Genomic DNA, 24,174 nt, shown 5'->3' on the forward strand with positions numbered 1-24,174 from the left:
GCGGTGTTCCGGGGCGCCGGACCGCGGTGCCCGGCCGCCCACGATCGCCGCTGGGCGCTTCGGTTACCGGTGGCGCACGAGATAGCAGCGATGGATCTTGGGATTGCGCGCGTAATCCTCGGGGATGGTCTGCGCGCTGATGTCCTCGATGCAGACGCCGGCGCGCGCAAGCGCTTCGACATCGGGCCGGAAGGTGCGCAGATTGCACGAGAAGATGGCAAGGCCGTCGCCGGTGAGCAAGCGCACGAGGTTTCCGAGCAGCTCGACATGGTCGCGCTGGACGTCAAACGTCCGTTGACCCATCTTGGCCGAGTTGGAAAACGTCGGCGGGTCGCAAAAGATCAGGTCCCATCGGTGGTCCGTACACGCTTCGCGCTGGATCCAGGAGAGCACGTCGGCGCGGACGAAGCGGTGCGACGGGCCGGTAAAACCGTTGCGTTCCATGTTGCGCCGCGCCCAATCGAGATAGGTGTTGGACAGGTCGACCGTCGTGGTGGCCGCCGCGCCGCCGTCTGCCGCGTAGCAGGTCGCGGTACCGGTGTAGGCGAACAGGTTGAGGAAGCGCCGACAGCCGGCGGCGTGCTCGCGCACGAGGCCGCGCGTGACGCGATGGTCGAGGAAGATGCCCGTGTCGAGGTAGTTCTCGAAATCGACCTCGAAGGTAAGGCCGCTCTCTTGGATGAGCAGCGGCTCATGGTGTGCCGGCGCGGCCTGCGCACCCGTGTGCCCTGTGCGAGGCGACCCTTCGGCGTGGGCGCCGCCGCGGGCGTATTGCGAGCCGCCGCGCGAGCGCGCGCGGGATCGGGCGACGATATGGTCGGGCGCGATGCCCAGCACTCGTGGTGCGATCGCAAGGATATCGAGGAATCGCGCCTGTGCGCGCTCGGGATCGACGGATTTGGGCGCGGCGTATTCGGCGATGACCGCCCAGCGCTCGCGTGCCGGCGCGCAGGTCTCGTACAGGTCGATGGCCGCCGCGTAGTCCGGCAGGTCGGCGTCGTAGACGCGATAGCAGGTGACGCCGGTGCGCGCGCCCCATTTGCGCCGCTGGCGGGCGACTTTGCGCAGGCGCGCGGCGAACTGGTCGGATTCGGGGATGAGCACGGGCACGGGCTTGCCGTCGCCCACATCGACGGTCGCGCGTGGCGCCCGGAGGCTTGACGTGCTCCTGCCCACCTTGCCGGAGTACGTCACGATGCGGGCTTCGGCGTTGTCGAGCTTGATGTCCGTGCTCGCCTCGACGGCGCCTGCCGCCGCGCGGGCGACGAGGTTGTCGCGCGTGAGCGCGGTCAGGGGCCATGCGGCGCATGCCTCGTCGTCACGCAGGTCGCCGATGAGGTCGAGTGCGCGGTTCATGCTGCGAAACGGCAAGTCGGCGGCGTTGATGATGATGGTGCCCGCGGGCGCGTCGCCACCGGCTGCGCTGCGCGTGCACCCGCGGAGCTTGGCGGCGATCGCCTCGGCATTGGGCTGGACGAACATGACGCGGTCGGACAGGCCCGCCGCCTTGAGCATCCGGCGGGCGAGTGCCGTGGCGTGCCCATCAAAATCGCAGCTCACGATACGCGCCGGAGTGCGACTCGCGCGCTCGGCACGGCGGTCGGCCTCGTCGAGCAGGTCGTTCCATGCGGCCTCGTCGCAAGCGGTCCACGAGAAAAAGCCCCAGTAGTCGCGCAGCAGACCCGGCGCACGGTCGGCGGCGATCGAGGCCGCCTCGAGCACGATGCCCGGCCCGCCGCAGACGTCGAGCAGCACGGGGAGCGGCGCCTGGCCGTCCGAGGGTGCGGTACCGTCGTTCACCTCGTCTCCCGCCGGCTCGCCCGGCGCCTGCCATCCCGCCTGCGTGAGGGCAAGCGCCGCGTAGTCCGCGCGCAACGGGCGCACGCCGCCGGCGCCGCCGACCTTCGGATGACGGCGGAACAGCGGCTCGGAGGACAGGTCGAGGTGGACGCTGGCACGCTCGCCGTGCAGCGAGACGGCGATGCGCGCATCGGGCTGCTCGGTGTCGACCACCGCACGGGCGCCGGCCCGCTCGGCAAGGCGGTCGCAGATGGCGTCCTTGACGCGCAGGGCGGTGAAGTGCGTGTTGCGCAGGCGATCGTTCGTGCCTCGCGCGGTGACGGCGATGGTGGAGCCGCGGCGCAGGGTGCGCTCCCACGGGATATCGTAGGCCCCCTCGTACAGATCGTCGGCATCCTCGCAGGTAAAGCGCGCAAGAACCACGAAGACGCGGCTCGCCAGCCGCGACCACAGGCAGATCCGCATGGCGTCGGCTGCCTCGCCGGCAAACGAGACGCGGCCCTTGAGCTTGCGGACCTGGCGCGCGCCGAGGGAGCGGAGCTCGTCGGCGAGGGCGGACTCGAACCCCTCCGGGCAGCTGGCGTAAAATTCCATGGGCGACCTCTCGAATCGTCAGAAAAAAAGCGCCCGTCTCCATGTTCACGGGGCCGCTTCATTATATGATGCGGAGTCGCGGCGCCGTGATCGCCGCATGCGTTGTACACGAAAGGACGGCTTCCCACCGTGCAGATTCCAGCCCACATCGATACGCCCGTCATCATCTTCTTCGACGTGGACGGCACGCTCATCTGGCATGATCCGGCGAGCAATGCGGCCGAGAACGTGGCGCACGCGCGGCCGACGCCGGGCGTGGTCGAGGCGTTCGCCCGCATGCGCGAGCGCGGTCATCTGCCGATCATCTGCACCGGCCGGCCGCTGTGCCTGCTGCAGCGCGAGCTGCTCGACCTGCAGCCCGCGGGATTGGTGCTGTCGGCGGGTGCCGCCCTGCAGATCGACGGCACGATGGTCCGCGAGCGCGTGATCGAGGTGCCGTTGTTGGAGCAGACGGTGCGCCTCTTCGCCGAGCTGGGTGTCGAGGTGATCTTCGAGGGATCCCAGACGGTGGCGGCGTTTTTGCCCAACGGGGGCGACTACACCGACATCCCCGGGACCATCGTCTGCCACACTCTCGACGAACTGCGCGAAAAGACGCCGATGCGCTTCAGTAAGTTCTCCTACACCAACGAGATGCTGCCGCGGCTCGCGCGGATGGGCGATTTCATCGCCGCGCACTTCGGCCAGTACGACTTGGGGCTCGGGACCGGTGAGTGCACACTGCTCGGCGTGGACAAGGGCGCCGGCGTGCGCGACGCGCTCGAGGCGCTGGGCTTCGACGGCGCCCGCACGTTCGCGTTCGGTGACTCCGAAAACGATCTGCCGATGTTGCAGGCGGTCGAGACGCCGGTCGCCATGGGCAACGCCCTCGCCAGCGTGAAGGCCGCCGCGACCTACGTGACCGACTCCGCCGAGCACGACGGTGTCGTCACCGGTCTGGAGCACTTCGGTTTGATTTAACGCGGACACGACGGTCCGTCCGCTCCGGTCCATTCCAACGAAAAACGGCCTCTCCGGAAATCCGAGAAGGCCGTTTTTTGCACGGAAGGTGCGAGCGTCTGCGCGCCGAAGCTACTCGAGCTCGAACGCGCCGGTATAGAGCTGGTAGTACGTGCCGCGCTTGGCGATCAGCTCGTCGTGGCTGCCGCGCTCGATGATGCGGCCGTGGTCGAGCACGATGATCGCGTCGGAGTTGCGCACGGTGGACAGACGGTGCGCGATCACGAACGTGGTGCGCCCGTTCATGAGCGCGTCCATGCCGCGCTGCACGATGGCCTCGGTGCGCGTGTCGATCGACGAGGTCGCCTCGTCCAAGATCATGACCGGCGGGTCGGCGACCGCGGCGCGCGAGATCGACAGCAGCTGGCGCTGGCCCTGCGACAGGTTGGAGCCGTTGTCGGAGAGCATCGTCTGGTACCCCTCGGGCAGGCGCTCGATGAAGCCGTGCGCGCCGGCGAGCTTGGCTGCGGCGATGCACTCCTCGTCGGTGGCATCCAAACGTCCGTAGCGGATGTTGTCCATGACGGTACCGGTGAACAGGTTCACGTCCTGCAGCACCATACCGAGCGAGCGACGCAGGTCATCCTTGCGGATCTTCTCGATATTGATGCCGTCGTAGCGGATCTTGCCCTTGTTGATGTCGTAGAAGCGGTTGATCAGATTCGTGATCGTGGTCTTGCCGGCGCCGGTCGCGCCCACGAAGGCGATCTTCTGGCCGGGCTTGGCCCACACGCTCACGTCGTGCAGCACGGTGTGGCCGGGCTTGTAGCCGAAGTCCACGTCGACCAGGCGCACGTCGCCCTGAAGCGGCACGAGCTCCACGGTGCCGTCCTGGTGCGGGTGCTTCCAGGCCCAGCGACCGGTGTGCTTGCCGGCGGCCTCGACGAGCTGGCCGTTCTCCATCTTGGTGTTGACCAGCGTGACGTAGCCCTCGTCCTGCTCGGTCTCCTCGTCCATGAGCTCGAAGATGCGCTCGGCACCCGCGAGGCCCATGACCACGGCGTTGATCTGCTGCGAGATCTGGCCGATCTGGCCGGCGAACTGCTTGGTCATGTTGAGGAACGGCACGGTCACGGCGACGGAGAACGCCAGGCCGGACACGGACACGTTGGGCACGCCGGTGGCGATGAAGATGCCGCCCACGAGCGCCACGATGACGTACATGAGGTTGCCGAGGTTCATGAGGATCGGGCCGAGCGTGTTGGTGTACATGTTCGCGGCGCGGGCGGCGCGGAACAGGCGCTCGTTACGGACGTCGAAGTCCTCCTGGGCGGCGTCCTCATGGCAGAACACCTTGACGACGCGCTGGCCGTTCATGATCTCCTCGACGTGGCCCTCGACCACCGAGATCTCGTGCTGCTGCGCCACGAAGTTGCGGGCGGAGCGGCCACCGAGCTGCTTGGTCATGTAGGCCATGAAGCCCACGCCGGCGATGACCACGAGCGCCATCCAGACGCTGTAGTACATCATGACGCAGATGACCGAGCAGCAGGTGATGACCGTCAGGCAGATGTTGGGCATGGACTGCGAGATCATCTGGCGCAGGGTGTCGATATCGTTGGTGTAGTAGCTCATGATATCGCCGCGCTGATGCTGGTCGAAGTAGCTGATCGGCAGGTCCTGCATGTGGTCGAACAGCTTCTCGCGGAACTTCTCGAGCGAGCCCTGGGTGATGATGGCCATGAGGCGCGTCTGGGTGAAGTTGGCGATGAGCGTGACGGCGTACACGCAGATGAGCGTGAGGGTGAGCGACGTGATGCGGCCCGAGACCGACGCCCAGTCGCCGGACTGCCAGGTGGCGGTCACGATCTCGAGGGCGCGCTGGATGAAGGTCGCCGGCATGGCCGACAGGATCGCCTGCACGACGATGCAGACGGCCACGATCGGCAGAAGCTTGGGATAGAACGAGAACAGGGTGCGGATGAGGCGTCCGAGCGTGCGGCCGCGTCCCGGGCGGCGATTCCCGTCGTCGGTCTGACGGCCGGCGACGTTTTGGCGCTTGGCCTCGTATTCCTTGCGGGCTTCGGCGTTAATGCTCATCGGCGGCACCTCCCTTCACGGTTTCGGCATCCGTGGCGGGTACCTCCGCGGGCGTTTCGGCCTCGGCGGGCATCGCTGCCTCGACGGCGTCGGTCGCGCTCACGGCGTCATCGTCTTCGGTGCGGTTCTGCTGGATGTAGGTATCGCGATAGATGTCGCAGGTCTTCATGAGCTCGTCGTGCGTGCCCAGGCCGGCGATGTGGCCGTTGTCGAGCACGAGGATGCGGTCGGCATGCTCCACCGAGCTCGTGCGCTGCGCGATGATGATCTTGGTGGTCTCGGGCAGATACTGCGCCAGGCCCTCGCGGATGAGCGCGTCGGTCTTGGTGTCGACGGCGGAGGTGGAGTCGTCCAAGATCAGGACCTTGGGGTGCTTGAGCAGCGCGCGGGCGATGCACAGGCGCTGCTTCTGGCCGCCGGACACGTTGGTGCCGCCCTGCTCGATGTAGGTGTCGTACTTCTGCGGGAAGCCCTGGATGAACTCATCGGCCTGCGCGAGCTTGCAGACCTCCACGAGCTCGTCGTAGGAGGCATCCGGGTCGCCCCAGCGCAGGTTCTCCTTGATGGTGCCCGAGAACAGCACGTTCTTCTGCAGCACGACGGCCACGTTGTTGCGGAGGAACTCGAGGTCGTAGTCGCGCACGTCCACGCCGCCGACCTTGACGGAGCCCTCGGTCACGTCGTACAGGCGGCTGATCAGGTTGATCAGCGACGTCTTGGCCGAACCGGTGCCGCCCATGATGCCCAGCGTCTCGCCGCTGGCGATGTGCAGGTCGATCTCGGCGAGCGCGCGGTGCTCGGCCTTCTCGGAGTACTTGAACGTCACGTGGTCGAAGTCGATGGATCCGTCCTTCATCTCGGTGACGGGGTTCGCCGGGTTCTTGATGGTGGGCTCGGTCTCGATGACCTCGACGATACGCTCGGCGGACTCCTGCGCCATGGTGATCATGGCGAAGACCATCGACACCATCATGAGCGCCATGAGGATCATGAAGCCGTAGGTGGTCAGCGCGGAGAACTGGCCGACGTTGAGCATGGTGCCGCGGCTCGAGATGATCAGGTAGGAGCCGAACTGGATGATGACCGTGAACACCGTGAACACGGCGAGGTTCATCATGGGCGAGTTGAAGGCGAGGATCTTCTCGGCGCGGGTGAAGTCGGCGCAGACGTCCTGCGCGGCGCGGCCGAACTTGGCCTTCTCGTAGTCCTGGCGCACGTAGCTCTTGACGTCGCGCATGCCGGTGACGTTCTCCTCGATGGACTCGTTGAGCGCGTCGTACTTGCGGAACACGGAACGGAAGATCGGGTGCACGGTGCGCACGACCTTGAACAGGCCGAAGCCCAGGATGGGCACGACGATCACGAACACGATGGCCATGGGGCCGCCCATGACGAAGGCCATGACGATGCCGCAGATGAGGATCAGCGGGCAGCGGATGGCGGTGCGGATGACCATCATGTAGGCGAGCTGCACGTTGGTGATGTCCGTGGTGAGGCGTGTGACCAGCGAGGAGCTGGAGAACTGATCGATGTTGGCGAAGCTGAAGCGCTGCACCGCGGCGAACACGTCGTGGCGCAGGTTCTTGGCAAAGCCGCAGCTCGCCTGGCTGCAGGTGAGGCCGGCGCCGATGCCGAAGGCGAGCGACGCGAGCGCCATGGCCACGAGCAGGCCGGCGTACGGCAGCATCTCGGGCACGGATGCGCCCTGCTGGATGACGTTGATGAGCTGCGCGGTGACGAACGGGATGGCGACCTCCATCACCACCTCGCCCGACACGATGATGGGGGTGGCGATCGCCGCCCGCCTATACTCGCGTATGCTCTTCATGAGCGTGTTAATCATGCAATCCCTCCCAATGTGTGCGTATCCTGTCGAGCATGTCGACGAGTTGGTCCTGTTCGGCGTCGCTCAGGCAGGCGAAGGCCTCGAGGCGGAAGGCGCGGCGGGCCTCCTGTTCGCGCGCGGCCTCCTCGACGCCCTTGTCCGTGAGGCGGACGGAGAGTTGGCGGCGGTCCTCAGGGTTGCGCGTGCGCTCGATGAGGCCGGCGCTCTCGATCTTGGCGAGGATCTCGGACAGCGAGCCGGGTTTGAGCTCGAAGTACGCGCCGAGCTCCTGTTGGGACATCTGGCCGCCGGACTTGGCGATCAGGCAAATGATGGCCGCCCGACCGGATCTGCCTCCGCTGTGGAAGTGCAGGTACTGCCCGCAAAAGCCGATATCCCACAGCAGACGGCGGGCGCGCGCCTCCTCGGGGGAGTCCCACGGCTGCGGCTCGTCCGGAGCGGCGTGGCCCTCGGCTGCGTGCAGCCGTGCAGGGTCTTCGTCATCGGACATGCACATACGCGCTCCTTTCCTTCGTATTGATCTGTGCGGTTGAACGAAAGAAGCGTACTACCATGACCGATAAAGTCAAGGTACCGAATAATTAGGTACATGAAATTTTCGCGTGCCGAACGATGCTGCCGCTCGAGGGCTTGCTCGACGTGTTTGCGTATCCGTTTTGTCCAGTTTGTGCTGGAATCTCGGTGCGCACATGTTCTCGAAAACCGAAAACCCGTTTAGGGTTCGGTTTTGGGCGCACCCTCTGAGTATAAAAGCTTTTCATCGCACAAGACCCGCAGGCAGTCGGACCGTCGATTTTGGCGCTACTCGAAAGGTTCCTCCAAAACCGAACCGTAAACGAATCGCGGTCTTCGACATGAACGGGTAGGTCGATTGTGGCCGAGCGACCTGTTCATTTTGCCGGTGCGTTGTCCTCAGTTGCGCAGGTCGGTCTCCACGCGCAGCATGTTGACGACGTTTTCCTGCTCGATCGAGTTGAGCGGGCTCTCCATGGCATCGAACTCCTCGGGGCTGTACAGGCGGGTGTACCAGGCCTGCGAATCGAAGTAGCCCTGCAGCGAGGTGCTGTTGAAGCCACGGCCGTAGCGCGCGTAGATCTCGTTGCGGGCGATCTCGAGGTCGTCGGGGCTCATGGCGTACAGCTCGGAATCGGTATAGAGATGCGTGTCGGAGTCGGGGCACACGAAGTAGTTGTTGGGCGCCGAGGTCGACTGCGGTGCGGGGGCGGACTGCTGCGGCCGGCTTTCCCGCGGGTCGGACTGGACGATGATGGTGTTCTGGACGACGGGGGTCTCCTCCTCGGTGTCGCCCTCGTCGGCGTCGTCGGATTCGACCGAGTCGTCCTCGTCCTTATCGTCGGCGTCGCCATCCTCGGCGTCTTCGTCCTTATCGTCGGCTTCGCCGTCTTCGGTGTCCGCTTCGTCCGCGTCCTTCTCGGAGTCGGCGTCGTCCGTGGTGCTTGCCTGCACATCCGGGGCGCCGATCCCGAACGGGTGGAACGTCATGACCGCGAAGGCGCCGCCGCATATCACGATGGCGCAGGCTATCACGGCGACAAGTGCGGAGAGGGGCACGGTTTTGCGGCGGGGCGTCGCCGTGCCGTCATCTGCCGGAGATGGCGGATTCGGCGCATCGGCGGTCGCGGTGGGCAGCGACGTGGTCGCTTCGGGCTGCTCGATCTTGGTGGTCACATCGGCTTGCTCGTCGGGTGCCGGCGATTGATCGATGAGCTTGGCGCCGCAGGTCGGGCAGAACGCGGCTTGGTCGTCGACGGGGGCTCCGCAAGTGGTGCAAAAACGTGCCATGGTGGTTTCCAATCGTTTGGTGGGGTACGGAGGGTGTGCGGTGGGCGGGCGGCTCGGTGCGTCTCGCGCATGGAGTGCGATTGCCCGTGGGCGTTACAGGGGTGTGAGCACGGCGCCGGCGAAATCGGGGTAGTCGGGATTGGCGAACACCCCGGCCCCGGCTTCGCTCGCCGAGATCGTGTAGCCCTCCGACGTGGTACCGAGGTAGGTGGTCGAAGCGGTATGGGGCTCGTTGCCCACATAAACGGCCGCACCGCCCTCGGAGCCGTTGCCCGACGTGCGGCTGAACCAGTAGGTCATGAACCCGTCCTCCTCATGGCCGGCGTCGGTGACCTCGAGCGTGCCGCTGCCCTCCGGCATGTCGATGTAGAAGTATTCGCAGCTGAAGGCATGCGCGGGCTCGGGCTCCGGTTCCCGTGTGGTCTGCGTGGGCGCGGTGGCGTCTGCGGTATCCGATGCGTCGGGGGAATCAGGCGTGGCGGTATCGTCGGCCGCGGCCGTGCGATCGGCGTCTTCGGACGCGCCGGATTCCGTCGTATCGTCGGAGTCGTCGGACTCGGTCTGTTCGTCATCGGCCTGTCCGTCCGTATCCTTCTCGGTCGCAGCATCGTCCCGCTGAGCGGTCTGCTGCGTCTGCGCGGGGGCTATGACCTGCGTGTAGATGCCGTACGTCGCGCCTGCGGCGACGACGCAGAACAGCACCGAGGCGATGATGAACGTGGAAAGGGGGATGCGCTTGCCCATGCGTCGCATCCTTTCTTGTGTGGTGGTTTTCCCGACGTCCCCCATTGTAGTCGAGCGCCGGTCGCGGCTTTCGACAAAGTGGTCAGCTTCTTCGGTGGGTTCAAGCGCGAGAAACCGCGATCTCGTTTATGGTTCGGTTTTGCACGCATCCTCCGAGTACAAACCGCTTTTGTCATACAGAAACCGCAGGTAGACGAGCCGTTGATTTTGGCGCTACCGGGAAGACCATTCCAAAACCGAACCATAAACGGTGGTTTCGATTTTGGTCGGGTGTGCGCCGATTGCGACGGGGCGACGTGGCCCTTTGTCGCCCTTTGTCAGGAAAGTTGCTCGAGCAGGGCGGAACAGCCAGCGAGAACGTCGCGATAGGTGGCGTCGAAGTTGCCGGTGTACCACGGATCGGCGACATCGCCGGGTCGATCGGTCCAATCGAGCAGGCGGCTCACCTTGTCCTCGGGGTCGCTGCCCAGGATGCGCTTGAGGCCGCGGCGGTTCTCGGCATCCATATAGATGATGTGGTCCCACCGATCGTATTCGGGTCGCGTGATGATGCGTGCGCGGTGCGGTACCAGCGGAATGCCCACCTCGCGCAGCTTGGTCTCGGTACCCCAATGCGGCGGGTTGCCGATCTCCTCGTAACTCGTCGCCGCGGAATCGATCTCGAACTCATCCTCGCGGCCGGCACGGCGCACAAGCTCGGTCATGACGGACTCGGCCATGGTCGAACGGCAGATGTTGCCGTGGCATATGAACAGGATACGGTGCATGGCCGGTGTCCTCCTTGGGATCGCGCGCCGCGGATTCGGCGGTTCTATTTGACCACATTTCGCGCGGGCGCGCTGTTTGAGGCGCGATAGGGAGTAAAACCGGGTGCGGAACGGACGGGCTGCCGTGTCCCGGTATACGCGAGAATCTTGTGCCGCGCCTCGCGGGGGTTCGTGCGGTGCGGCTGCCGTACAATGAAGGCGTTCCGCAAGCGGAAAGGAGACCGACGATGATCTGTCCATCGTGTCATACGGAGATCCCCGACGATTCGGCGTTTTGCACCGAATGCGGCGCCGCGATCCCGACCGAAGGCGCCCAGCCCGAAGAGGCCCCTCAACCTGCGACGTGCCCCTCTTGCGGAGCCCCGCTTCGCGAGAACGCGGCGTTTTGCACCGAATGCGGCGCGCGCGTGGACGCGTTGGTTCCGGCGGCGGCAGATGCCGACGAGACGCAGCTGCTCGACCGCACGGCGTGCGACCAGTCGACGCTCGAACAGGAGACGCCCGCCGAAGCGGTCGCGGACCATGACGAGTCGTCGTCGGATGACGATGCTCCCGATGAGCTGGATCCCGCCAGCGGGCTCGACGTGACCGTACCCGATATGGCGCGCGTCGCCGCCATCGCCGACGCCGGCGCCGGCGCGGATGCGGGCGAGGCCGCCGATGCCGTGCCGGCCGTCGATGACACCGTCGCCGCTCCCATCGCGCCCGAGCCCGTCGTTCCGGGCGCGGACGATGCGCCTCGCAAGGGTAAGGGTAAGGGCAAGGTGATCGGTATCGCCGTCGGTGTTATCGCCGTCATCGCGTTGGCCGGTTTCGGCGTGTGGAAGTACCTCGACGATCAGCATCAGCAGGAGCTCGCGGAGCAGCAGGCTGCCGAGGAGGCGGCGCACGCGTTCCACGATGTGACCGTCGCCGTTGCGGCCGACGGCTGGGACACCGAGCAGGGTTCCTCCCGTCTGCCGATGCACATCGAGGGCGAGGACCTGGACGGCACGACGATCGACGAGGTCCAGTACGTCGATTCGGACGGTGAGGGTATCGAGTTGCGGCAGGGCGAGTACGTGCTGGGCGTCGCCGCGTCCCCGATCGCCGCGGACGGAACCGTCTTCACCGCGCCCGACACGACGATGGAGCTCTCGATCGCCACCGACGACCCGGACGAGGATATCGATGTCTCTTCGTACGGCACGTTCGAGCTCGAGCCGGTCACCGCGCTCGATGTGACCGACGAGCAGATCGAGGCGGCCTACAAGCTCGCGCTTGACGATGCCGACGAGAACGACGACGCTCCGGATGCCGACGAGCTGAGGGCGGCTGCGATCGCTCGCCGCGATGAGGCCGTGGCGCAGAAGGAAGCTGAGGAGGCCGCTGCCGCCGAAGCCGCGGCCGCGGAGGCCGCCCGCGAGGCACGTCATGTCGTCGCGGCGGGATACGAGTTCTACCTGCCCGAATATTGGGATGGCCGCGTGACGGTCGACGTCCAGGGCAACACCGTGACGGTGTACTCCAAAGCGTATCCGCGGCTCGACGTCTGCACGATCCAGGTGCAGCGCGGGACCACGAACGCATGGGGCGACGTCGCCAGCTCGTGCATGGGCGACGTCGCGCTCGGCCAGGGACATTACGCGAGCGTGTGGGCGAACCGATGGGGCTATATCATCGGCCACTATTATTGGATGGCCTCGTCGGATCCGAGCACGTATTACAGCATCGAGGAGGCCGAGGAGATCGTCGACCTGCAGACCGGTGGCGCGGTCTCGTACGAGGAGATCCGCGACGACATGGAGGACGACGACTGGAGTGAGAAGCTCACGCTGGCCGACGACTATCTGCGCGCCAATATCGTCAACACGATCACCCCGCTGTAGCGGGCCAGGAAAGGTGCGGATACGGGGAGCGGCACGCGCGGGAATCGCCCCTGTCACATGGAGATTCCTTTTTCGATCGGGCCGTCTCGTCTTGGACGAGGCGGCCCGGCTTGCGCCGTATGGTCTGCGCGCAGTCGGGTCTCATCGAAAAGGGTGCCGGTAACGGGTCCGAGGTGCGTCTTGCTAAAATTGCACTTTTCGGGGGTTTAGAAGACCGAAAATCGCACATCAGCAGCGAAACGTGGAAAAGCGAGCTGCTGAGCTGCGAAAATGTTCGTCAAGCTAACTGACAGAACGGACAAACCCCCGAAAAGTGCAATTTTAGCAAGACGCTATGCGGGCCATGCGCCAGCCCCGCTCTTCTTGAAGCGCCGCGACGGGAAACGGCGGCAGCGCCTAGCTTCTCGCTGCTTTCTCGCGGGCGTCGACGCGCTTCAGGGCCTCGATGGCGCATTCGAGCATGCCCTCGTCGGCGCGACGCGTGGTGAGGCGCTGCATCTGCAGGCCGGGCCATAGTGCGATTTTGACTAGCGGGTTTTCGGGATGTTTGCCGGCCCAGGTGACGGTGACCTCGTAGGAAAGTCCGGCCACGATGGGCAGCATGACCAGCCGCGATGCGAAGACGAACAGCGAACGCACGACGCCGGTCAGCCCAAGGGCCTCGGCCCAGCTGCCGACCGGGACCACGGCGTGCAGGATCAGCGCCACGCCGACTGTCATGACCAAAAACGCCGTGCCGCAGCGTACGTGCAGGCGCGAGAACCGTGAGGCGTTCTCGGGCGTGAGCGGCAGACCGTGCTCGAAGCAGTGGATGCTCTGATGTTCGGCACCATGGTATCCGTACAGACGCGCCATGTCGGGCATGAAGCCCACGCCGCCGATGTAGGCGACGAGCACGACGATGCGCAAGCACGCCTCGACTACGTTCCAGAGCAGGGAGTTATCCGCGGTAAGTTCGCCGACGATCAGGTTGGTGAGCACGAGCGGCAGCCCCATGAACAGCGCGACGCCGAGCACGAGTCCGAAGATGACGGCGAGGATCATGCCGCCGCCCATGCCCTGGGATTCGCTGCTCGAGGCGGCCGGGGCGCCAGGCGCGCTATCGTCGCCGAGCGCGCCGTCGGGCTGGCCGTCCGCGCTTTCGGGAGCAACGCTGCCCGTATCGGCCGTCGCGCCGTCCTCGTCCTCGAACGCATGCGCCGCGGCGATGTCCATCGCGCGATAGGCGAGCACCATCGACTCGCCGAACGAGATGCAGCCGCGCACGATAGGCCAGCGCGTCCACGCGGGGCGCGCGCTGCGGTCGGGCAGGTCGTGCTCCTCCACGTACATGCTGCCATCCTCGCAGCGTACGGCGACCGCCCAGTTGAGCTTGCCGCGCATCATGACTCCCTCGAGCGTGGCCGATCCGCCGATGTGCGTGCAGAACAGCTCTCCCTCTTCGGCGATGCCGTCGCCGTCGCGATGTGCCATGCGGATTCCTTTCGCGGCGATCGCCAGGGCGTGTCGCCGACGCGTTCAGGTTCGAATACGTGCGATTCGCACAAGCTTACCGTAAATGCGCAGCCGTGCGTCGTATAGTTATAGCGCGTACGGATGCCGGAGGCGAGGAGGCCGCTATGTCCACTATCACCACCATCTCGCGCGGCGAGCTGCGCGCGTCGATCGATAGCATGGGTGCCCAGCTCACCAGTCTTAACTTGGACGGACGCGAGTACCTTTGGCAAGCCGATCCGGCGTATTGGGGCAAACATGCGCCGGTGCTCTTTCCCATCGTGGGCAACCTGCGCGACAACGCGGCGGAATCGGCGGCGGGCCCGTGTCGCATGGAGCGCCATGGTCTGGCGCGCATCGCGGAACACGAGCTGGTCGGTGTGAGTGAGGACGGCTCGGCGGTCACCTACGAGTTTTCCAGCTCGGAGACGACGCACGCGGCATACCCGTACGACTTCACGCTCAATATGACCTATGCGCTCACCGGGCCGGCGTCGCTCACGCAGACGTTTTCCGTCACCAATACCGGCAGAGTCGACCTGCCGTTTTCGGTGGGCGGCCATCCCGCGTTCAACATCCCGGCACCGGGCGGCGCCGAGGCGGGCGAGACGTTCGAGGATTACGAGTTCCGCTTCGCGCAGGCCTGGACCGCCGCGTGCCCCAAGATCGTGGCGGGCGGCCTTGCCGATCCGACCGATACCTTCCCGACGGTCGAGGATTCCGACGTGCTGCCGCTGTCGCGCTCGCTGTTCGACTACGACACGATGATCTGGGATCACGTGCCGGGCAACGCCGTGTCGCTCGTGGGCACGCGCAGCGGTCATGGCGTCCGCGTGGACTTCCCGGGTTTCGACTTCCTGGGCGTGTGGTCCGCGCCGGGCGCGCCGTTCGTGGCGCTCGAGCCCTGGACCGGGCATGCGACCTACACGAACGAGGACGACGTGCTCGAGCACAAGGAGAACATCACGCTGCTCGCCCCCGGCGCCACCGACGAGCGCTCCTTCACCATCACCCTGCTGTAGCAGATGCCCCGAAGGGGGCCGGAGTGTCCCAAACGGGGCCAGGGGAAAATCGTGACATTCGCTCGACAGGGCGGGCCATCGCGCCCCGCCCTGTCCCGCTCGCGGCGGATATTCGGTTACGTGCGTGTTTCCGGTGTGTTTGAACTCGCAATCCGTATACGCGCGCGGTATGCTGGCAACTTGTACGCGTAACTTTCTCGCATTCGGTTGCAAGGGGGAGGGGAATGGGTCCCCTCCGGTTGCGTCGTACGGAAGGGGTTTACACAACATACCGGAAGGAACCATCATGACCAAGAACCTCTCTGCGGATGCGCAGCTCGAGTCGAGCCGCCTGACCCGTCGCGATTTCCTCAAGCTCTCCGGCCTTTCGGCCTTTAGCGCGGGAGGCATGATGTTCCTCGCCGGCTGCGGCCCCGCCGCCCAGGATTCCGGCACCGACGACACCGATGCCGCCGACGACGCCTCCGACACCGCCGAGGCCACGCTGGGCGACGGCGTCACCCTGCGCGTCGGCATGGAGGCCGCCTACGCTCCCTACAACTGGCAGGTTTCCGAGGCCTCCGACTACACCATTCCCATCGACAACGTCGACGGCGCCTATGCCGACGGCTACGACGTGCAGGTCGCCAAGATCATCGCCGACGGGCTGGGCATGGAGGCCGTCGCCGTCAAACTCGACTTCTCCGCGCTCATCGACTCGCTCAACAACGGCCAGATCGACATCGTCTGCGCCGGCATGTCCGTGTCGCCGGAGCGCCAGGAGTCCGCGGACTTCACCGATTCCTACATCGACGACGACATCGTCATGATCACCAAGAAGGGCTCCGCCTACGCCGACGCCACCACGTTCGCCGACCTTGCGGGCGCGTCCGTCCTGGGCCAGGCCGCCACGATGTTCGACGACGTCATCGAGCAGATCCCCGACATCAACCACATGACGCCGGCCGAGACCGTGCCGCTCGTGGTCGAGAACCTCTCCAGCGGCACCTGCGACATCATCACCTACTCCATGCTGTCGGTGCCCAAGCTGCTCGAGACCTATCCCGACTTCGTCCAGCTCGAGATGACCGACAAGTTCGAGGGCTCCGTCATGCCCGACAACGCGGCCATCGCCAAGGGCAACGACGCCATGCTCGAACAGATCAACGAGATCATCGCCGGCATCTCGCAGGACGATCGCCAGGCCATGTGGAACGAGTGCATGGATCGCCAGCCCGCCTAACGCGAAGAAGGGGCGATCGCCGCGCCTGCCGCAGCCGCGGGTGACGTGGTCCGCACGTCCATACGATTCCGCCCACCATTGATGTTCGGGGCGCGCACCTAGGCCACGCGGCGGGTGCGCGCCTTACCCATCTCAGGACCAAAGGAGCAACCATGGGTACCAAAGAGCGTGGCCGCCTGGCCTCGTTCATCCTCGACGACCACCGCTACGTGCTGCTCGGCACGAGCGCGGTGGCCGGCATCGGCATGCTGCTGTCCAGCCAGCCGCGTCCGACGCTGAGCTTTCTGGCCAGCGCCTTCACGGTCGAGCTCGTGATGTACTACCTGCTCGCGGCGTGGCTCGTCGTGAGCGCCGTCGCGCTCGTGTTCAAGCTCACGCACTGGAAGACCTACGCCGCGAGCGCGCCGTTCGCCAAGCCGGCCGTCGCCCGCTCGCTGCGCTACGCGTCCTACGTCGTGTGGGCCATGACACTCGTGCTCATCGTGGACCGTCTCGTGCTCGGCGTCGCGTCGGATTGGCAGGTAGCTGTTGCCGCCGAGACCCGCCCGCTCGACGACGAGCTGCAAAGCATCCTCTATATCCTCTGGAACGGCCGCGGGACGTTTGCCGCCGGCCTTGCCACCACCATCGAGCTCGCCGTGTTCGGCACGATCATCGGCTTCGTTTTGGCGCTGCTGCTCGTGTTCTGCCGCATCCAGACCGTCGATCCGGCGGACAACGACTTCGTGCGCTTCCTCAAGGTCGTGGGCTGCGGTTTTGCCAAGGCCTACAGCACCGTGGTGCGCGGCACGCCGATGATGGTGCAGGCGTTCATCATCTACTCGGGCATCTTCGCGCTCATTCGCACGACGGGCATGTCCACCACCGAGATCAACGCGGTGTGGAACCCGTTTTGGGGCGGTCTGGTTACCATCTCGCTCAACTCGACCGCCTACATGATGGAGGTCCTGCGCGGCGGTATCGAGTCGGTCGACCGCGGCCAGGCCGAGGCGGCGCGCTCGCTGGGTCTGTCGCAGTGGCAGGCCATGAGCAAGGTCGTGTTCCCGCAGGGCATCAAGTTCGCGATCCCCGGCCTGTCCAACGAGCTCATCATCAACATCAAGGATTCGTCGGTGCTGTCGGTCATCGGTACGTTCGACCTCATGTTCGCGAGCACGACGGTCGCCGGCATCTACTATCAGAACCTGCAGTCCAACATGATCGTCGCCGTGGTGTACCTCATGCTGACGCTTGTGGCCTCGTGGCTGCTCGGGCGCTTCGCGCGCCACTTCGACGTCACGCCCGAGCCGTTCGGCAGCACGTCGGATCAGACCATTTTGGGAGAGGAGTAGGCCATGGCGACCGTACACACCTCCGGATCGCGTGAGCCCATGGTTCGCATCGAGGGCCTGCGCAAGTCGTTCGGCAATCTCGAGGTTCTGCGGGACATCAACCTCGACGTCATGCCCGGCCAGGTCGTGACGATCATCGGTGCGTCCGGTTCCGGCAAGTCGACGCTGCTGCGCTGCATCAACCTGCTCGAGACGCCCGACGCCGGCCACGTGTGGTTCCACGGCGCCGATCTGGCCGCCGACCACGTGGATGTCAATCGCTTGCGCGAGAAGATCGGCATGGTGTTCCAGGGTTTCAACCTGTTCAACAACATGAACGTGCTGGATAACTGCACGCTGGCGCCCGTGACCTTGAAGAAGATGAAGAAGGACGAGGCCGAGCGCGTGGCCATGGAGCGTCTGGCCGACGTGGGGCTGGCCGATTTCGCCCGCGCGAACGTAGCCAACCTCTCCGGAGGCCAAAAGCAGCGCGTGGCTATCGCGCGTGCCCTGTGCATGCAGCCCGATCTTATGCTGTTCGACGAGCCGACCTCCGCGCTCGACCCCGAGATCGTGGGCGAGGTGCTCGAGGTCATGCGTCGTCTTGCGGCCGACGGCATGACGATGGTCGTGGTCACGCACGAGATGTCCTTTGCCAAGACGGTCTCGGACCGCGTGGTGTTCATGGACAAGGGCGTCATCGCCGAGGAGGGCACGCCGGCCGAGATCTTCGGTGCGCCCAAGCACGCCCGCACCCGAGAGTTCCTCGCCCGTTACCTCGAAGACTAACCGCCGGCGAGGCGACAAGTTGGGGCGACAGACAAGTTGGGGCCAGGTACAAACTTGTCGCCTTGGCAGGCAGGTTGCTTGTGTTCGAAGCGGTCCGCCCCTGATCGGGGTCGGGCCGCTTTTTTGCTATATGGCGGGGCTGCCGGGATGGCTCCGGACCCGGCTTTTCCGTCCGTGACGGGACCCGGCCCGTCATTTCGCTGCCGCGCGTTGGGCGGCTGGACAATCTGTTCAGATATGAAGGTTTGGGAGGCCCGAATTCGGGGCGATCGGGTCCGCCCGCGCATGCCGGTTTTGAGCGGGCATCATAAGAGGATGCGTTCTTGCTGTTAAGCGAAAGTGCTTACAACGGACATCGTTTTCTGAAACCCGATTCAGGCCTCCCAGACCTTCATATCTGAACAAATTGCCCATACCGGCGTCCAGTCATCTGACAAAGGGGCCAAAGAGGGCGGGCCACGCCTGCCCAATGCATGTCGCAACCACTGGCGGCGGTTCGCTTCTGGCAAAATCGGGCTTGCTGCCATCTCGTCGTCCATCCGCCCCGCGGGGGCGGGATTCCCTATATCGCTCAGTATCATCTGAATGTCGAATCCATATCGTGAAGGACGGCGCCATCGCTCGACAAGTTTGCGACAGGTTTGTACCTGGCACCTTCTTGTCGGCGACAAGTTTGTACCTGGCACCAATTTGTCGCCTGACGTGGCGGCATCTTGTCGCTGTGAACATTTTGCGCAGGTAGAGATGGTATATGATGCCCAGAGGCCGCCGCCGCTTGCCCTTGCGCGCCAGCCGGGTATGATAGATGCCCGAGAGAAAGGATTCGCGCGTGTACCTCAGATTCGACATGTTCTAGCTGGGTTCGCATAGCGCTCGCTTGGCCGAGCGACCCGCAATCCCGCCCCATGTCCATGCGCGGACACACGCCCGCCGATCGCAAAGGAACCATCATGCGCGACAAACTAGAGAAAATCACCATCGTCTACGAGGAGCTCGAGAAGAAGCTCGCCGACCCTTCGGTGGCATCCGATATCAAGGAGTACACGCGTCTCAATAAGGAATATGCGCATCAGACTCCGCTCGTGACCGCCGCGCGCGAGTACATCGGCGCTCTCGACGATATCGACGCCGCCAAGGAGATGCAGCGCGAGACCACCGACCCGGACGAGAAGGCCCTGCTGCAGGAGGAGATCGCCGCCAACGAGGCCAAGCTCCCGAAGCTCGAGGAAGACATCAAGTTCATGCTCATCCCGGGCGATCCCAACGACGAGAAGAACACCATCGTCGAGATCCGCTCCGCCGCCGGCGGCGACGAGGCGGCCATCTTCGCGGGCGACCTGTTCAAGATGTACCAGCGTTTCTGCGACCACCAGGGCTGGAAGCTCGAGGTGCTCGATTCGAGCCCGAGCGAGGCCGGCGGCTTCAAGTCCATCGAGTTCAAGGTCAACGGCGACAAGGTCTACTCCGTCATGAAGTACGAGTCCGGCGTGCACCGCGTGCAGCGCGTCCCCAAGACCGAGAGCCAGGGCCGCATCCAGACCTCGACGGCCACGGTCGCCGTGCTTCCCGAGGCCGACGAGATCGACGTCCAGATCAACCAGGCCGACCTGCGCATCGACACGTACTGCGCGTCGGGCCCCGGCGGCCAGTGCGTCAACACCACGTACTCGGCGGTGCGTATCACCCACCTGCCCACCAACACCGTGGTGCAGTCGCAGGAGCAGCGCTCCCAGATCCAGAACCGCGAGGTCTGCATGCAGATGCTGCGCGCCCGCCTGTACGAGATGGAGCTCGAGAAGCAGCAGGCGGAGTTGGGCGCCGAGCGCTCCGCGCAGATCGGCCACGGTAATCGTTCGGAGAAGATCCGCACGTACAACCAGCCGCAGGACCGTGTGACCGACCACCGCATCGGCTTCAACTCCACCTACAACGGCGTGCTGCTGGGCGACCAGCTCAGCACCGTGATCGAGGCGCTCGCCGCCGCGGATCGCGCCGAGAAGCTCGCGCAGGCGGTTGACTGATCGCCGCTTCGAAGCGGCATCCCACGATAGGCGAAAGGGACACGATGGCTAACAAGACCCCGCGCATCAAGCGCGAACCCGCCCCGGAGGCTCCCAAGTCCAAGGCCCAGCAGCGGGCCGACCGCAAGGAGCAGCGCAGCAAGATCGTCAAGATCGTGCTGGTCGCCCTCGGCTGCCTGGCCATGCTGCTGTCGGTGACGACCATGGCGTGCTCCGGCTTCTTGAACGAGGCGACGCAGGATGAAGGCTACCACCTCACCGGCGGCGTCGCGGCGACGGTCAAGGGCGTCAACATCACCGAGGACACCGTCACCAACCAGATCATGAGCCTGCGTGAGGCATACGGCTACGACAGCGACGAGGACTGGGCGCAGTACCTCGCCGACAGCGGTCTTACGCCCGAGAGCTACCGCGAGCAGGTGATCGACAGCTACGCGCAGCAGTACCTGCTGACCGCAGCGCAAAACGAGTACAACATCACGGTGTCCGACGAGGAGATCCAGGAGGCGTGGGACGAGGCGGTCTCGGCCTACGACAGCGAGGACGCCTTCATCGAGCAGCTCTCGACGTTCGGCTACACCGAGGAGAGCTACAAGGAGAGCCTGGGCAACAGCTTGGCGCAGGAGAAGCTGCGCGACGAGGTGGCGCCGGTCGACGAGCCGACCGATGATGACATCGTGGCGTACTTCAACGAGAACTCCAGCGCACTGAACGATGCGCGCCGTTCGTCCAACCTGCTGATCAAGGTCGACAGCGATGCGTCCGACGACGAGAAGGCCGAGGCGAAGGCGACCGCCGAGGACGTGTTGGCCAAGATCAACGCCGGTGACCTGACGTTCGAGGAGGCCGTCGAAAAGTACTCCGACGATACCGCCTCGGCGCCCGACGGCGGCGACGTGGGCTGGGATAAGCTCACGACCTTCGTGACCGAGTACCAGGACGCTTTGTCGCAGCTCGGCGAGGGCGATGTGAGCGGCGTGGTCGAGACGAGCTACGGCTACCACATCATCAAGTGCACCGAGCTGTTCCATGTGGACGGCGAGCTGACGAAGGCCGACGAGATCCCCGAGGAGATCCGTGATGCGATCTCGGATGCGATCGTGTCGGAGGAGCAGGGTGCCGCCTATACCGAGTGGTGGGAGAACTACCAGGAGCAGGCGGATCTCGAGATCAATCCCATGCCCGAGGACGTGCCCTACAACGTGGACATGAACCTCGCGACGGCAGGTTCCGGCTCCGCCGAGTAGGCGCGAGCTTGGAATCAAGGTAACGTGGGCGGGCGTCGGCGCGGCGGGTGCCGTGGCGGCGCCGTTCCCGATAAGGAGGAAGCATGACGAGCGAGCAGCTGCATGACGAGATGGTCAAGGCGATGAAAGCCAAGGACAAGGTGCGCCTGTCGATTCTGCGCCAGGTGATCGGCGAGGTGAAGAACGTCGAGGTCAACGAGCGCCGCGACGCTACCGAGCAGGATGTGAACCAGCAGATCCGTCGCCTGATCAAGCAGACGGGCGAGACGCTCGAGATGTCCATCAAGGCCGGCACCAACCAGGAGCGCACCGATACGCTCACCGAGCAGGTCAAGATCCTGGAGAGTCTGCTGCCCGAGCAGGTGAGCGGCGAGGCGCTGGTGGCGCTGATCGAGCAGACGATCGCCGAGCTCGGTGCGACGAGCAAGAAGGATATGGGTCGCGTGATGGGTGCGCTGAACAGCGCGACCGGCGGAAACTTCGACAAGCCCGCCGCCGCGCGCGAAGTCGGGGCCCGTCTGGCCTAAGGGACACACCGGGCAGGCCGCCCTGTTCTGCCGCCTTTCGGGTACGTAACAGGAGTGTTTCCAAATCGTGCCTGCAAACGCTCCACCCAAGCGGTGTGTATAATGTGTTCTCACCAGGGATGGAGTATCCGCAATCGACGCCCTGATGCGCATTTTTATTGAATAATGCGTCCAGTGCATCGATTGTCACATATACAAAGAGTTATATCGCGCACCATATGTGATTCAACCATATTGCATACGCGCACGAGTCGAACAACATCGCCCGGCCACGCACTCGCCCCGCGAGGAGGACATATTCCGCACGTGACCGGCACGCAAAGGAGAGGAATCGCGTCCATGGCCGACATGATCGAGATCAAGAACCTCAACAAGTACTTCGGCGATCTGCACGTCCTCAAGGACATCAACCTGACCGTCAAGGCGGGCGAGAAGGTCGTCGTCATCGGTCCGTCCGGTTCGGGCAAGTCCACGCTCATCCGCTGCGTCGACTATCTCGAGGAGCCCACGAGCGGCGACGTCATCATCGACGGCACGCCGCTGACCAAGAAGAACCACCTGGAGATGGCCCGTAAGTACTCCTCCATGGTGTTCCAGCAGTTCAACCTGTATCCCAACATGACGGTGCTCGGCAACCTCACGCTGGCCCCCATCAAGCTCCAGAAGAAGAGCAAGGAGGAGGCCAACAAGATCGCCATGGCCGCGCTCGAGCGCGTCGGTCTGGCCCAGAAGGCCGGCGAGTACCCGCAGAACCTCTCCGGCGGCCAGCAGCAGCGCGTCGCCATCGCGCGCGCCATGTGCACCAAGCAGCCGATCATCCTGTTCGACGAGCCCACCTCGGCGCTCGACCCCGAGATGATCCAGGAGGTGCTCGACGTTATGATCGAGCTCGCGCAGGACAACATCACCATGATCTGCGTGACGCACGAGATGAACTTCGCCAAGCAGGTGGCAGACCGCGTCCTGTTCATGGACGACGGTCAGATCCTGGAGGAGGGCACGCCCGAGCACTTCTTCACCAACCCGCAGAATCCGCGCTGCAAGGACTTCCTCAACAAGATCCTGCACTAGGCGCTTGATTCATCGGTGGGCCGCTTCCGGTCCACCCGACGGGCATACGCCCGTCTTCGGCGTCAACCTCACGCCGACCAGCTTGCCCCGGCGTTTTGCCGTGGGCTCAGTACCAAGGAAGGGGTACCGATTATGAAGATGTCACGTCGTCAGTTCCTGCAGATTTGCGGTCTCGGTGTCGCTTCGGTCGCGGGCGCGAGCGCGCTTGCCGGCTGCGGTGGCGGTTCCGATGGCGGCAACGGCTCCAGCTCCGATGCCACCTCCAAGCTCCAGACCATCAAGGATCGCGGTAAGCTTGCCGCCGGCGTCAAGGCCGACGTGCTCGGCTACGGCTATCTCAACACCGAGACCAACGAGTACGAGGGCCTCGAGATCGACCTATGCTATCAGGTCGCCGCCGCGGTGCTCGGCGTGTCCTACGACGAGGCCAAGGAGCAGAAGCTCGTCGAGTTCACGACCGTGACGCCCAAGACGCGCGGCCCGCTCATCGACAACGACACCCTCGACATCGTGTGCGCGACCTACACGATCACCGATGAGCGCCTCGAGGACTGGGACTTCTCCGATCCGTATCGCACCGACCACGTCGGCATCATGATCATGAAGTCCTCCGGCATGTCCTCCATGGCCGACCTCGACGGCAAGATCATCGGCGTCTCCCAGGGTTCCACCACCAAGGACGCCATCCTCACCATGCTCGAGGATGAGGGTATCGACGCCACGCCCGAGTTCAAGGAGTACGCGGATTACCCGTCGATCAACTCCGCACTCGAGAGCGGCAACATCGATGCGTTCGCCATGGACCGCTCCACGCTGAACACCTACATGAACGATCAGAAGGAGCTGCTGCAGCCCGAGATCGAGTTCGGCGAGCAGAACTACGGCATCGCCACCAAGAAGGGTTCCGACCTGTCCGAGGTCGTCAACGAGACCGTCAACGAGCTGCTCGACAACGGCTGGCTCGATGAGGAAGCCGAGACCTGGAACCTCCTGTAAGGGTTATCGAATCC

General features: G+C 64.8%; 19 protein-coding genes. 11 read left to right on the forward strand and 8 right to left on the reverse strand.

Annotated features, from left to right (window positions below):
• Positions 1–63: 63 nt before the first annotated feature.
• On the reverse strand, positions 64–2,394 hold the full coding sequence (gene rlmKL, locus I6E04_RS06470; RefSeq protein ID WP_235422369.1) for a bifunctional 23S rRNA (guanine(2069)-N(7))-methyltransferase RlmK/23S rRNA (guanine(2445)-N(2))-methyltransferase RlmL: 2,331 nt from the start codon (positions 2,392–2,394) through the stop codon (positions 64–66).
• 129 nt (positions 2,395–2,523) lie between these two features.
• Here rlmKL and I6E04_RS06475 point away from each other — a divergent pair, with 129 nt between their 5' ends.
• Entirely contained in the window at positions 2,524–3,354 is an 831-nt protein-coding gene (locus tag I6E04_RS06475) for an HAD hydrolase family protein (RefSeq protein ID WP_235422370.1), read from the forward strand.
• Positions 3,355–3,465: 111 nt separating this feature from the next.
• On the opposite strand, the gene I6E04_RS06480 is transcribed toward I6E04_RS06475, so the two are convergent.
• The 6 genes from I6E04_RS06480 to I6E04_RS06505 form a co-directional block, all read right to left on the reverse strand.
• Positions 3,466–5,433, reverse strand: coding sequence for an ABC transporter ATP-binding protein (locus I6E04_RS06480; RefSeq protein WP_235422371.1), 1,968 nt, complete (start codon positions 5,431–5,433; stop codon positions 3,466–3,468).
• A complete protein-coding gene (locus tag I6E04_RS06485; RefSeq protein WP_235422372.1) occupies positions 5,423–7,276 on the reverse strand; it encodes an ABC transporter ATP-binding protein in 1,854 nt (617 codons plus the stop codon). The genes I6E04_RS06480 and I6E04_RS06485 overlap by 11 nt, the downstream gene beginning before the upstream one ends.
• Positions 7,269–7,769: a MarR family winged helix-turn-helix transcriptional regulator gene (locus I6E04_RS06490; RefSeq protein WP_235422373.1), complete on the reverse strand. Its 501-nt coding sequence runs from the start codon at positions 7,767–7,769 to the stop codon at positions 7,269–7,271. The genes I6E04_RS06485 and I6E04_RS06490 overlap by 8 nt, the downstream gene beginning before the upstream one ends.
• A 422-nt stretch (positions 7,770–8,191) precedes the next feature.
• Positions 8,192–9,082: a YARHG domain-containing protein gene (locus I6E04_RS06495; protein WP_235422374.1), complete on the reverse strand. Its 891-nt coding sequence runs from the start codon at positions 9,080–9,082 to the stop codon at positions 8,192–8,194.
• A 93-nt stretch (positions 9,083–9,175) separates the two neighbouring features.
• Positions 9,176–9,826, reverse strand: coding sequence for a hypothetical protein (locus I6E04_RS06500; protein ID WP_235422375.1), 651 nt, complete (start codon positions 9,824–9,826; stop codon positions 9,176–9,178).
• Between the two features lie 317 nt (positions 9,827–10,143).
• The gene (locus I6E04_RS06505; protein ID WP_235422376.1) at positions 10,144–10,593 is read right to left on the reverse strand and encodes a low molecular weight protein-tyrosine-phosphatase; all 450 of its coding nucleotides are present in this window, start codon (positions 10,591–10,593) and stop codon (positions 10,144–10,146) included.
• Between the two features lie 227 nt (positions 10,594–10,820).
• Between I6E04_RS06505 and I6E04_RS06510 the strand changes: the two genes are divergently transcribed.
• A complete protein-coding gene (locus I6E04_RS06510) occupies positions 10,821–12,461 on the forward strand; it encodes a zinc ribbon domain-containing protein (protein ID WP_235422377.1) in 1,641 nt (546 codons plus the stop codon).
• A 396-nt stretch (positions 12,462–12,857) separates the two neighbouring features.
• Here I6E04_RS06510 and I6E04_RS06515 read toward each other — a convergent pair whose 3' ends face one another.
• On the reverse strand, positions 12,858–13,934 hold the full coding sequence (locus I6E04_RS06515) for a DUF1385 domain-containing protein (protein ID WP_235422378.1): 1,077 nt from the start codon (positions 13,932–13,934) through the stop codon (positions 12,858–12,860).
• A 146-nt stretch (positions 13,935–14,080) separates the two neighbouring features.
• Between I6E04_RS06515 and I6E04_RS06520 the strand changes: the two genes are divergently transcribed.
• The 9 genes from I6E04_RS06520 to I6E04_RS06560 all read left to right on the forward strand — a co-directional run bounded on the left by I6E04_RS06520 (position 14,081) and on the right by I6E04_RS06560 (position 24,160).
• Positions 14,081–14,977: an aldose 1-epimerase family protein gene (locus tag I6E04_RS06520; RefSeq protein ID WP_235422379.1), complete on the forward strand. Its 897-nt coding sequence runs from the start codon at positions 14,081–14,083 to the stop codon at positions 14,975–14,977.
• Positions 14,978–15,263: 286 nt separating this feature from the next.
• Complete coding sequence (locus tag I6E04_RS06525; protein ID WP_235422380.1) at positions 15,264–16,199, forward strand: transporter substrate-binding domain-containing protein; 936 nt, start codon at positions 15,264–15,266, stop codon at positions 16,197–16,199.
• A gap of 152 nt (positions 16,200–16,351) precedes the next feature.
• Positions 16,352–17,530 (forward strand): amino acid ABC transporter permease, encoded by a 1,179-nt coding sequence (locus tag I6E04_RS06530; protein WP_235422381.1) that lies wholly within the window; start codon positions 16,352–16,354, stop codon positions 17,528–17,530.
• Between the two features lie 3 nt (positions 17,531–17,533).
• Positions 17,534–18,298: an amino acid ABC transporter ATP-binding protein gene (locus I6E04_RS06535; RefSeq protein ID WP_289615278.1), complete on the forward strand. Its 765-nt coding sequence runs from the start codon at positions 17,534–17,536 to the stop codon at positions 18,296–18,298.
• A gap of 950 nt (positions 18,299–19,248) precedes the next feature.
• Positions 19,249–20,319 carry a peptide chain release factor 1 gene (prfA, locus tag I6E04_RS06540; protein WP_235422382.1) on the forward strand — a complete coding sequence of 357 codons (1,071 nt, stop codon included), beginning with the start codon at positions 19,249–19,251 and terminating at the stop codon, positions 20,317–20,319.
• 44 nt (positions 20,320–20,363) lie between these two features.
• Positions 20,364–21,566, forward strand: a complete 1,203-nt coding sequence (locus I6E04_RS06545) for a peptidylprolyl isomerase (protein WP_235422383.1) — start codon at positions 20,364–20,366, stop codon at positions 21,564–21,566.
• Positions 21,567–21,649: 83 nt separating this feature from the next.
• Positions 21,650–22,093 carry a GatB/YqeY domain-containing protein gene (locus I6E04_RS06550; RefSeq protein ID WP_235422384.1) on the forward strand — a complete coding sequence of 148 codons (444 nt, stop codon included), beginning with the start codon at positions 21,650–21,652 and terminating at the stop codon, positions 22,091–22,093.
• Positions 22,094–22,432: 339 nt separating this feature from the next.
• Positions 22,433–23,164: an amino acid ABC transporter ATP-binding protein gene (locus I6E04_RS06555; RefSeq protein WP_328225540.1), complete on the forward strand. Its 732-nt coding sequence runs from the start codon at positions 22,433–22,435 to the stop codon at positions 23,162–23,164.
• A gap of 132 nt (positions 23,165–23,296) precedes the next feature.
• Positions 23,297–24,160 (forward strand): transporter substrate-binding domain-containing protein, encoded by an 864-nt coding sequence (locus tag I6E04_RS06560; protein WP_235422385.1) that lies wholly within the window; start codon positions 23,297–23,299, stop codon positions 24,158–24,160.
• Positions 24,161–24,174: the final 14 nt, after the last annotated feature.

It is taken from the genome of Collinsella tanakaei (assembly GCF_021531055.1).
Lineage (GTDB): Bacteria > Actinomycetota > Coriobacteriia > Coriobacteriales > Coriobacteriaceae > Collinsella > Collinsella tanakaei_B.